General features: G+C 68.4%; 6 protein-coding genes. 2 read left to right on the forward strand and 4 right to left on the reverse strand.

Features of this window, described 5'->3' with window-relative positions; all coding sequences use genetic code 11:
• Together C4V41_RS22795 and C4V41_RS22800 are read right to left on the reverse strand one after the other, a co-directional pair.
• The gene (locus C4V41_RS22795; RefSeq protein ID WP_160150361.1) at positions 1-5544 is read right to left on the reverse strand and encodes a LamG-like jellyroll fold domain-containing protein; all 5544 of its coding nucleotides are present in this window, start codon (positions 5542-5544) and stop codon (positions 1-3) included.
• Between the two features lie 1315 nt (positions 5545-6859).
• The gene (locus C4V41_RS22800) at positions 6860-7147 is read right to left on the reverse strand and encodes a hypothetical protein (RefSeq protein WP_103957901.1); all 288 of its coding nucleotides are present in this window, start codon (positions 7145-7147) and stop codon (positions 6860-6862) included.
• A 61-nt stretch (positions 7148-7208) separates the two neighbouring features.
• Here C4V41_RS22800 and C4V41_RS22805 point away from each other — a divergent pair, with 61 nt between their 5' ends.
• Entirely contained in the window at positions 7209-7427 is a 219-nt protein-coding gene (locus tag C4V41_RS22805; protein WP_103957902.1) for a hypothetical protein, read from the forward strand.
• A 119-nt stretch (positions 7428-7546) separates the two neighbouring features.
• On the opposite strand, the gene C4V41_RS22810 is transcribed toward C4V41_RS22805, so the two are convergent.
• A complete protein-coding gene (locus tag C4V41_RS22810; RefSeq protein ID WP_103957971.1) occupies positions 7547-8344 on the reverse strand; it encodes a class I SAM-dependent methyltransferase in 798 nt (265 codons plus the stop codon).
• Entirely contained in the window at positions 8310-8987 is a 678-nt protein-coding gene (locus tag C4V41_RS60800) for a hypothetical protein (protein WP_146103743.1), read from the reverse strand. Before C4V41_RS60800 ends, C4V41_RS22810 begins: the two co-directional genes overlap by 35 nt.
• Before the next feature lie 477 nt (positions 8988-9464).
• Here C4V41_RS60800 and C4V41_RS22820 point away from each other — a divergent pair.
• Positions 9465-9772: transposase family protein (locus C4V41_RS22820; protein WP_146103744.1), on the forward strand; the 308-nt coding region annotated here is incomplete at its 3' end.

Raw genomic sequence — 9772 nt, forward strand, 5'->3', positions numbered from 1 at the left:
TCAGCCGGGAATTGAGGCGATCTCCGTCGGTACCGCCAGCATGTCGATGAGCTGCTGTGAGGCCACGCCACGCAGCACCCAGACGTCATCGATCACGCCGGCCCAGGATTTGCCCGCCGGGTAGGCGCCGCCGGCGAGGCTCCGGCCCAGCTGGAGCGAGGCGATGGGGCCGAAGGGCCGGGTGCGGTGGCGGAAGGACAGGTTGTCCGCGCCGCTCGCGGCCTCCTTCACCCCGTTCACCCACAGCGTGACCGTGGCCTCGGTCGCGTCGTAGGTGACGGCGATGTGGTCCCAGTCCCCGAAGTTGCCCTGGTGGAACATGGAGTGCTCCACGCTGGCCGTGGTCGCGCCGGTGCCGTCCTTGTCGGGCACGTCCAGCACGTAGCGGTGCTTGCCCGGGTCGTACCTGACCGTGATCGCGCTGTTGTGCGCTCCGGCCAGGCCCAGCACGGTCATCGACCTGGTGGGTTCTCCGGGCGTGGACACCCACGCCGAGACGGTGAAGCTGTCGAGGGTGTCGATCACCGGTCCGGTCGCCGCAGCGTAGTCGTTGTTACCGCCCCGCAGCTCCAGCGCACCGCTGGGGGTGCCGGCCGGCGACTTCACGAGCACCTTGGCGAAGTCCGTGGTGATCGTGGCGGCGCCGTTGAGCGTCAGCGGGTAGGCGACGCCCTGTCCTGTGTCGGCGCTGCTGGGCGGGGTGCCGGTGGCGGTGTTGAGGTGCCACTTGCTCTCGACCACGGGTTTGATCGTGTACAGGTCCCGTGCCTCGTCGGCGGTCACCACCCGGTCGAAGACCCGGACGTCGTCCACGACTCCCGGCGTGTAGTTGGCGAACGCTCCGTTGTACAGGCCCCGGCCGATCTGGAAGGCGTTGCCCGCCGCCCAGGCCGCCGAGCTCATGTCGCCAGGCACGCCCTCCACGCCGTTGACGTAGAGCCGCAGCTTCTTGGTCACCACGTCCTGCACACCGACCAGGTGGGTCCACCCGCCGGGCTTGGCCGGGTCCTTGGAGTACGCGGTACCGGCTCCGGCGGTGCTGGTGTCGGCCTGGACTCGCCAGAGCTTCCACTTCTTGTCGCCCCCGTCGTACTTCAGGTAGAAGGGCGAATTCTTCGTCGCGGCCTGGCCGGCCACGACGAAGTGGGCGGTGGGCAACGTGGCCGGCATCTTCACCCACGCCGACACGGCCAGGTTCTTGGTGGTGTCCACCACCGGGCCGCTGGTGACCGCATAGGAACTGGTGCCGTTCAGCCGCATCGCGGTGCTCAGCGCGCCGGGTACGCCGAGGGTGGCGCCGCCCTGCGGCGTGGCCGGATGGGTGCCCTGGGCGTCGGCCAGTTGGGTCGCGCCCGCCGCCTCATCGAGCTTCCAGTGCGCCTTCGGGGCCTTGCCATCGGCGACCCAGAACTCGTAGGTCCCGGTCGACCAGTTGTTGGCCGCGTCCCACGCCGTCACGTACAGCGTGTTGAGCCCTGCGTGCGTGGGCATCGCCTTGATCGATTCGGTGGCGGCCGTCTTGGTCTTCGCCGCCCCCACGGCGGGATCGGTGTTCATCGCCCAGGCGTACTTGCCGACCCGGGTGTCGAGGGCGATCGTGAACGTCCCGTAGCGGCCCACGCCGTCGGCCGGGACCTGGCCGGGGTTGGCCGGGTCGAGCGCGGGGTAGCCGTCGGCGCCGGTGGAGGTGATCTTCGGTTCGGGCAGGGCCCGGGCGTCGTAGACGAAGTAGCAGGCTGTGGCGTTGCCGTCCCAGCTCCACGGACTCCACGCCCGCCCGTCGAAGGCGCGGACCCCCCAGTGGGCGACGACACCCTGCGGGACCAGGCCGACGGGGATCACGACGCTGAAGGAGGCCTTGCGCGGGCCGCTGGCCGACATCTTCTTGACGGTGCCCAGGTTCTTGACCTTCTGGACGCCGTTCTCCGTCCAGATCACCTGGAACTGCGCCTTGAGCTTCTCCCCTTCCACGCCCTTGTTGTCGGGGTCGGTGAGGTTCTTGGCGAACAGGGTCGGTGACCGGTTGAACCTGGCAGGGCCGGCCGGGCCACGGCAGGCTCCGCCAGGGCTGGAGGACAACTGGCTCATCTTCGGCTGCGCCGGCGGGCTGTTGTAGTGCACCCGGACGAAGGCATCGCGGTCGAACCGCTTCCAGGCGAGCTGGTCGCCGCCGTCACGGGCGCGCAGGCCGAAGGTGGTGTTCGACCAGCCCTTCCTGGCCGCTTCCCGTACCGCGCTGGTCACGTTGAACAGCACGTCACCGGCGGGACAGCCGGAGCTCCATCCCTTGGCCACGTTCCTGCTGTCCAGCCTGCGCACCCAGTTGTCGGAGGTGGAGTTCCAGGTAGAGCCGGCTCCGAAGCTCTTGGCCAGGTGGATGTCCACGATGCGCTTCTTGCACGAGGCCGCGAAGGTCTCCTGGGCATGGAACTCGGCCGAGATGATCTGCTTGTGCGCGAACCTGGCGGTCGGGACGCGGTAGAACAGCCGCTTCTCGTACCAGCCGTTGCAGTAGCGCCCGGCGGGCGGGTAGTCGCGGGGGCAGCGACCCACGCCCTCGTTCTTGCCGAAGTTGTACTTCGCCCAGCCCGCACTGGAGACCATCAACCGGGCCGAGGCTCGCGGGGTGTCCCACATCGGGTCGATGTAGAGCGGGAAGGTGGTGTCGGCCCCGGTGAGCAGGGCAGGGTCCGGCTTGAGCGTCATCTCGCCGCCGTCGACCGCCGTGGTCACCGTCGCGATCTTGGAGGTGTCGCCGGGCTGGCTGGCCGAGGCCTCCACAACGCCGTTTTCGGTCAGGTCCTCGCCGGGGTTCTCGCCGTCGCTGGACGTCGCCGCCCGTGCCTGCTGGGTGGGGGGCGCGGTGGAGTCCCACATGATGGGCACCGGGGCTTCGTATACCACGGCACCGGTGGTCTCGTCGACCGCTTGCTGGGTGCCGTCGTCCGCCGTCCGCACGGTGAGGCCAGGCGCGGACAGCCCCAGCTTGATGGCTGCCAGGCGGGGGTCCTTGGCCGCCGCGGCGGTCTTCACGACCAGCACGTGGGAGAAGCCCTCCGGCTCCACCCGTACGCGCAGGTCCACGTCCGGGCCCAGGATGCCGGGGTAGACGGCGGAGTCCCCGTCCAGCCACGGCTTGGGCAGCGCTGTGGGCCAGGTCAGCGACATCGGCCGGCCTGCCCGGTTGATCGTCACCAGCGGGCCGGTGCCGCCGCCGGACAGCCGGATCTCCGTCGGGGTCGCGTTCGGCACGATCGACCCGTCGGCCAGCTTGCGCAGCTTGGTGTCGACGGGCGTCCAGGCGCCGTCCTTGAGCACGCGGACCGGCTGGAAGTGTTCCTTGGAGGTGAAGCTGCCGTCGGGGGTGGCGAACACCTCGCGGGTCTCGCCGCGTTCCGCCAGCACCTCGACCAGTTGTGCGGTCGCGGCCGCGGCGGCGAGGGCCTCCTCCTCAGTCTGCTTCGGCTCCTTGGACACACCCCAGGTGTTCTCCACCAGGGAGACGTTGTCGAGATGGACGGTGATCGCGCCCTGGCCCCCGAGTTGAAAGGCCACCTCGGCCGCGGTGGTGTCGACCGTGGAGGTGAACGGGAAGGAGTAGCGCTGGCGGCCCGTCTCCAGCTCGACAGTCTGCGCGAGTGCGGCACTGTACGGCGACTCGCCCTCCTGCACCGCCACCTGGACGGCCACGTCGGCCGAGGCGCGGGCATCGAAGGACACCGTGTAGGTGTGCCCGCTGATCAGGCCGCCGGTGAGCTGCGTGACGACGGCATCGCCCGGTTCGGCCGCACCGCCGGCAACGCTCGCCCGCAGTTCCCCGTTCTCCACGGCGAGCGCCGGGTTGCCCGCCGACCACCACGGCACGATCGACGGCTCCTCCAGCGTCCCGTTGCGCACCAGCTCGGTCTTGACCGGTTCATCCGGCCAGGCCAGCGCGCCGAGCCGGACCGGCCGGCCCGTCGGCACACCGAGGACCGCGGCGACGTCGGCGGGCAGCGCCGCGCCCGCCGACTCGGCCGGACTCCCCGGCACCAGCCGGTAGTCTCCGGCCGCCGCGTTGACCACGTAACCGCTCTCCTGATAGTGGGAATCCGCGTCACGGCCGGTCGCGGTCTGGAACTCCGCCAGCGACTTGTAGTGAATGCTCGAACCGGTCACCCGCGACCACTGCACGAGCGTGCCGGGGGTGCCGGCGGCGGTGCGCGAGTAGCCGTTGTGGTGCATCTGAGCGGCCGGGATCATGCCGTCGCCGCCGACCCGGCGCCCCGACTCACCGGTGTTGTTGTCCGTGGTGTTGACCAGCGGCGCGGTGCTCGTTCCCCCGGCGATCACGTTGTTCACCAGGGTGATGTCCGCGGTGTCCCAGGTGATGCCCAGCGCCTTCTCGGCGTCGGTCGGGCAGACGTCGTCCTCGCCCGGGCACGTCGGCCGCGCGTCCTCCTGCACCGCCATCGCCTGCGCGTTGCCGATGGAGGTGTTGTTGATCACCCGCACCTTGTTCGAGCCCAGGATGCTCAGACCGGTCATGCCGTTGCCGGCCAGCACGTTGGAGGCGATCAGCGCCTGCCCCGAGACCTTGTAGTGCAGGCCATGGCGGGAGTTGGCGCGGATCAGGTTACGGACGATCGTCAGGTCGTGGCACGACAGGTCACACCACAGGCCGACGCCCTGGTTGGCCTCGAATACGTTGTCGCGCACGGTCGAGCCGGTGACCCGGGTGGCGTTCATCCCGGCGCCCGCCAAGTGGTACCCCTGAGAGAAGCCGAGCTGCTCGGTGTTGTTGCGCAGGACCCGGTTGCCCTCGACCGTCAGGTTGGCCGACCGGTGCGCCCCGATGCCCAGATAGCCGTTCTCGGCGATCGCGTTGCCGCTCACACGTACGTCGTCGGCGTTGACCAGCAAACCCGACGCCGCGTTGTGCATGATCGTGTTCTTCTCGAACACCATGCCCTTGGCCTGCGCGATGAGCGCGGCCGGCTCCTTGGTCTCGTTCTGGCTGCTGCCGTAGTGGGTGAAACCGAGCCCGCGCACCACCGAGCCCTCGGCACCGGCGAAGAAGTGCATGCCACTCTTCTTGGCCGTGATCTCAACACTGCGGCCGGCAGGGTCACTGCCGAGGTAGGTCTTGTCCGCGGCGCCGTCGTGGAAGAAGGTGCCGGCCCTGACCTCTTCCCTGGTGGCCACCTGGCGCAGCGGCTCACCGTCGAGGAAGACCATCTGCGGGTCGCCGCCGACCGGGTTGTCATCGTTGAAATGCCGCGGGTTCATACACTCGTCGTACTCGGGAGCCGTGGCCCGGCACACGCTGCCCGGGTTCCAGCCGTCCAGCCGCCAGGCGTTGCCGTCGGCCACGAGTTGAGCCGGCTGGATCTGCGAGCTGCCCTTGAACCAGACCTTCTCCCCCGGATACGGCTGCAGGGTCACCGGGGCGGCGACATCACCCAGCCGTTCGCGATACTCACCGGCGCGGAGCACGATCGTGGTCATCTTGCCCGCCACCGCCTTGGCCGCGGCCGCACCCGCCGTCCGCAGCGGAGCCTCCATGGTGCCGGCATTGGCATCGTTTCCGCTGGGGGCCACGAATATCGCATCCGCTGGCACGGGATACGACGTCGGAATAATCGATAACGGGGAACCCACCCCCGCGGCCGACGCCGATGTCGCGGCGGCGGCGGACTTTTCCCCTGGGACCGATAAAGTCAGCATACTCGCGGCGGCCATCGCCAACGTGACGACGATGGCTGCACCCCGTAATCCCATGGATTTCCTCCTAGGACGGTTGTCTGCACAGGTTCAGGTGGCGACCGGGGCTTTTGGCTTTCAGCCCGCCCCGGCCGGTGAGGCGTCATCATGGCGTCGGCTATCCGCCGCGAGCCGCGGCGACGAAATATGGGGATCATCGAGAGTGCGACGGAAGGGGTCTGAATATGGCGCATTTCGTGAAGACGAGCAGCCGTTCATTCGCACCCGTTACCGGATCCGACATTCGGCATCACGATAGCTATTCACGTGTCCGCCGTCGTCCACCCAGGATTTGACAATGACCGTCCGCCCGCCGCAGTAGGGCGTTCTAGATCTCCACCCAGCGCAGTAGCCTTCGGTGGACTCCTGGCGGGACTTCTTCCCGGCGATCGGCTCCGCGTCCCGAGCGATCCCCGCCCTGGGTGATCCCTTGCCGGGAGCGCGTGCTGCCGCGGAAGTCGACGTCGTGTACGGCGGCAGGCTGACGCCAGACCCCAGCACCTCACGGAAGGATTGTGCGGCGCCGCATCGCCATACCAGCCGAAGGACAATGCATGCGACGATGGACCCCGACCAGAACGGCCGCGGCGTTCCAGGCCGTGTCGAACGTGCCTTACAACCCTAGCTAACGTGTCAGGCATGTTCCTTGAGGGCCCACTTGCCTCACATGCCTGACGCCTCCTGGACATCCCAGATAACCACCCCGACGCTGTCGAACAGGCCCGCGCTGAGTACGCCGTCATGCGCCAGGGGCGCTGATCTCGCTCAATCAGCCCTCACCGCCGATACCCAGGGCGGATCGTCCTTCCGCATCAGCGCAAAGAACCACGTCGCCGCAGGCCCGTTCGGCTCTCATGTCGTCATCGCCGTTGTAGGCGCGTGCACAATCTCGCGCACGCCTGCGCGCGTATGGCGGGGGTATCTGGGGTACCGAGGCCGCCGCGCGCTCGGCCTCTCACGGCCAGAACTGCAGGGTGAGCAGCGTCCGCTGGACGACGTCCGGCGAGGAACGCCCCGTGGCCGAGCCGTTCGCGGTGGCCGCGGACGTTCCACCGCCGGGCCGGCCGAGGTCGAACCTGCGGCCGGTCAGATCGGTCGACCTCGATAGATCACCTCACTACCGGTCAAGGTCGTGGCTGCGCTCCAGAGTGTCGCGATCGCGTTGTGGTGGCTGCAGGACGGTTGGGCAGCGGGAGGGCTGGGTGGCTATGCCGCGCGCCATCCGGGCTGCGCGTTTGGCCATCGCCGGCCGCTCGGCGAGCATCTGCTCGACGGTGGCGTCGCGCTCGGCGGCCGCGTTCTCCAGGGCGTCGCCCAGGGGCGCGGCCGGCAGTTTGGCGCGCGGGTCGCTCACGTGCTTGGCGGGCACCAGAACCTCGCCGGTGTGCGGGTCCAGCCCGCTCACGATAGCGCGGCGAGGCCGTGCTGGGGGCGGCGAGTGAGGTTTCGGCGGTCAGGCCGAGCTCGTGCAGGCCCTGGCCGACCCACATCAGCTCGCGCTCGCCGGCCAGCCGGTAGGCGATCTGCCCGTCAGCGTCGGCGGGCTCGTCGCCGTGGTCGTGCTCGCCGGCGGGGTGCAGGCCGCAGCCGGCGCCCTCCTGCAACCGGTAGTCGACCTGTTCCATGGAGGGGCCGATCACGCTCACCCAGGCCACGTGATCCACTGTCCTGTCCAGGCGCAGTAGTTGAACTGGTTAGTCTTATGACCTGCTGGATGTCAGGTAGTTCCGAACGGCGGACGCTCTATCCGTCCGGAGTAACTCTGCATTTTCGGTGCGCTCTTCTCCTCTGGGCCCACCCCACGTCACAGGCGTCGGCCGATTGTGAGGACGACCGACCAGTGGCGAGTGAGTCGTCCGTCTGGGCGTGCGGCGAGGCGGCGGCGTATCTCACGGTAGAGGTGTTCATTCTTGGCCGGCTCCATGGCGATGTGGCCAGAGAACGTGTTGAGCAGAGCGATGTATTCGTCTGCCGTGTAGCGCAGAGCCCATACGTAGAGCTTCTTTCCGACCACGGTGAAGTGCCCGGAGGCCTCGAACTCGGCCGCCATGGTGTCGGGTTGGTCCTCGGGTGGTGGCGGGGGCCACGGACCGTCATGGCCTTCGCCGATCTCCTCATAGACCTTCTGGATCTCGGTGAAGAACGGGTCGAAGCCTGCCGGCATTGCATGGTCGGCGTTCCATACGGCCAAGTGGCCGCCGGGGGCGAGCAGAGCAGCTGCCTTCGCGTACTTGACCTCCGGGTCCACCCATTTCCACGCCGTGGCCGCATACAGGAGATCGAAGTCGGCCCCAGCCGGCGGCTCCCAGCCTTCGAATGACGACGTGATCACGGAAACATCGGGGAATCCAGTGAGGCGGTGCCGTGCCTCTACTGCCAAGGCATCGCCGAGTTCGATCGCGGTGATCCGGAAACCCATCCGTGCCAATGGCAGCGTGGCCTTCCCCGGGCCGCATCCGACTTCCAGCAGGTGCGCGGGTGGCGTGACCCCTGTAATCGCAAGCAGGTCGGAATACAGCTCGTCCGGGTAGTCGGGGCGCGCGTCTTGGTAGGAGGCCGCCGCTCTGTTAAAGGTGGCTCGAAGCCGAAGATCGCGGGACATGATCCAATTCTGGCGGTGCGGCAACGCCGCTGTCACCTGCATATCCTGCTCCGATCCTTGGGGTCTCCGCGGCCTCGCTTCTGGAGGCGTATTCGAAGTTGTTGGGTAGGCGCCAGGATCCGGGGTGCTGGTGCTTCCTGAAGTCCCGGCGTGCTTCGCGTTGACGTTCGAGATGAAGGATGTCCAGCCGCTCGGCAGGCGTGCCGTCGACCGTGCGGCCGCGTGTTTCGGGGAAGGTGAGGCGGGGCCTGAGACGTTCGGTGCCGAGTGCTCCTCGCAGCCATGCGTTGATGCTGATGGAGTCGAAGCTGCCGTGGCCGGCGCGTCCGAGCGCGCGGCTGAGAGGGGCGAGTGCCGTGGTGTGGCCGTCACCGGAACTGAGGGTCTGCTCTGCGAGCTGGCGCGCAGCGGGAGAGGAGAACAGCTCGGTCAGGTGGACAGCCTCGGGATAGAGCGCTGCGATGAACAGCCAGCCGTCGAAGGCCTTGAAGCGAATGCCCAGCCGCTCGACGCGGATGAGCCGTTCGAGGCGCGCTGACCAGGGGTTGTCTGGGTCTGGCGGCCCGTAGGGCCGTATGTGGGCGCAGAGGTTGAGCGAAGCCTCGAAGCCGTTGAAGCAGCGGAGCCAGCCGTGGCGGTGCACCAGCCGCCGGTGACGACGTTGGGCGTCAGGTAGTTCCGGGATGTGGTTGGTCAGCCGTCGCGGGTGAGGCACGGTCCCGAGGGGTTCGATGGTGCCCTTGCCGACTTTCTCGGCCGGTCCGAACCAGTCCGTGGTCGGTGCAGAGGAACTCGTGGTGGGCGAACAGGCGTTGGACGCGGCCTCCTGGGTGTCGGGCGGTGCAGAGTGGACATGCGTGACGGCGACGCACCTGTTAGATCTCTCCTGTCGCAGGGTTAGCGCGGATGTCGTAGGGAGGCTCGCAGGGTTAGCGCGGAACGGACAACTCCCTGTGTAGAGCGACAAGCAATTGGGCTCTGGCGCTGATCTTGTTGCAGGGCCAATCGGGTTCGTGTCGCTCCCGCGTCGAGGTGCGCGGGTTGGCGATGCTGGTCCGCGTGCATAAATCAGGAGTTTGAGTTACTTCTGCCGCACCTTGCAGCAGCCCGGGTGGAGTCCGTGCAGGTCGAGGAAGATGCAGTCGTGTTCACGGTCGGCTCGGCGATACCAGCGGCCACGTGCCCGAACTGCGGCACAACGTCGGCCAGGACGCATGGCGGCTACCGCCGGAGGCTGGCCGATCTGCCGATCTCCGGTCGCCCCGTGCGGATCGATGTCGGCGTTCGACGGTTCCGCTGCGATGATCCCGGATGTGGTGCGGCGACGTTCGCCGAGCAGATACCCGGCCTGACCGCGCCGTTCGCGCGGCGCACTGCCGGGCTGACCGACCGCCTGGCCGCGATCGGGCTGGCGCTGGCCGGCCGCGC

It is taken from the genome of Nonomuraea solani, from assembly GCF_900108335.1.
GTDB classification, from domain to species: domain Bacteria; phylum Actinomycetota; class Actinomycetes; order Streptosporangiales; family Streptosporangiaceae; genus Nonomuraea; species Nonomuraea solani.